The sequence below is a fragment of the Amycolatopsis sp. NPDC047767 genome (genome assembly GCF_040704195.1).
Taxonomy (GTDB): domain Bacteria; phylum Actinomycetota; class Actinomycetes; order Mycobacteriales; family Pseudonocardiaceae; genus Amycolatopsis.
Genome location: NZ_JBEYSJ010000083.1, coordinates 1 through 1708 on the forward strand (window position 1 = coordinate 1; position 1708 = coordinate 1708).

Genomic DNA, 1708 nt, shown 5'->3' on the forward strand with positions numbered 1-1708 from the left:
GGGCAGCGGCTCCACCTTGGCCCCGTCCGGCGCGTCGACGTTCGGGCCGCGGTCGGTGAGGCCGTAGAACTCGTCGCGCGAGCCCGGCACCGGCGCGAAGAAGGCCGATTGAGCCGGGCGATGCTGGTGCCGGGTCAGGGCTGTTGTGGCGGTGTTGCCGGCGAGTGGCCATGGGCGGTCCGGGGGCGTTGCGTGTGAAGTCTGCTGAGTGGGCTGGCCAATGCGGTAGGAGACGGGGGGAGTGGGAGTCCTGCCGGTGGCGGTGATGGTGGCGGGTCGGGGTCTGCGCAGGAAGCGAGTTGGGAGACGGGGCGATGCTGTGCTCCGGGTGCGGGAGAGAGCGTTGAGGAGACGGTCGCGACGGTGAATGGCGATGGGTGTGAGGGGCGGCGGAGATCGTTTCGCTGATGGTGGGGGATGGTGTTGGCGGAGCCTTCGGGTAATGGTGATGCCTCGCTGAGTGGAACTGATTGGCGCATCGAACCATTGCGAGTGAAGGCGATTTCGATACGTTGATTTGGCGGCGCGGGGGAGAGCTGGATCGGCGCGGGGTATTGAGTGCGGAGTGGTTATCGCGGAAGAGGCGCCTGAGTCGGATCGCTGTTGATGGTCTGCGAGACGAGCGTGGGGGAATGTGTCGCGGATCTACTCGATGAGGCGAGGATTCGTCGCGGAGGAAGGGAAGTGGGTGGGCTGGTGAGGTCTGAGCTTGACCGGCGAGGCGCAGGCCAGAGGTCCGCGGGCCGTAGCGCAGGCCGACCTGAGGTTCGGCGGGGTAGCGAGGTGGGGCAGCTGAGTCCGGCGCTGTGATGGCACGGTGAGGCCGGCGTGGGCGGTGAGGGTGTCTTGTTCGGGCTGCGTTGCGATGCGGCGGGCGAGGCGGCGTGCGCGGTGAGGGAGTTCTGTTCGGGCTGCGATGCGGTGCGGTGGGCCGATGTCCGACACGGTGAGGCCGGCGTGGGCGGTGAGGGTGTCTTGTTCGGGCCGCGATGCCGTGTGGTGGGCCGATGTGAGGCGAGGCGGGGCCGGTGCCGGCGGAGAAGGAGCCTCGTCCTGGGACGCGGTGACGTGTGGCAGGAGAGGTAAGGCGAAGGCCCACGCCGGCGGCGAGATGGGCCCGTCCAAGGGCGAGTGTCGTGAACTGGAGTGACTTCAGGTCAGTTCGGGGAGGGAGTCCGTTGGTGGACAGATGGTTTCGGCCGTAACCGCCGGCGAGGCGAGAGAGCCCGGACATGCGGCAGGGCCCTCTCCCAATCAAGGAGGGGGCCCTGCCGTGAAGTGCACGTCCTGGCGTAACGCCGGGGTGGTGTTACTTCTTCTTCGCAGCGCTGGTGCGCTTGGCGGCCGGCTTGGCAGCGGCCTTCTTTGCGGCAGGCTTAGCGGCGGCCTTGGTCGCGGTGGCCTTGGCGGCGGGCTTGGCGGCCGCGGCCTTGGTGGTGGCGGCCTTGGCGCGCGTCGTGGCCGGCTTGGTGGCGGTGGTCTTCGTGGTGGCGGCGGGCTTCGCGGCCGTCGCGCGGGTGCGGGTGGTGGTGGAGCGCGTCGCGGCGGGGCGGGTGGCCGTGGTGCGCGAGGCGGCCGCCCGCGTGGTCGTGGTGGCGCGCGAGGCGGTCGCCGTGGTGGTGCGCTTGACGGCGGTGGCCTTGGGCAGCTTCTTCGTGCCGGAGATGACGTCCTTGAACGTCGTGCCCGCACGGAAGGCCGGCACGTT

At 69.8% G+C, this 1708-nt stretch carries 1 pseudogene; it reads right to left on the reverse strand.

The features are described 5' to 3' along the window. Window positions 1-1309: 1309 nt before the first annotated feature. Window positions 1310-1708 (reverse strand): annotated as a pseudogene (locus tag AB0878_RS49370) (HU family DNA-binding protein); the annotation flags it as partial.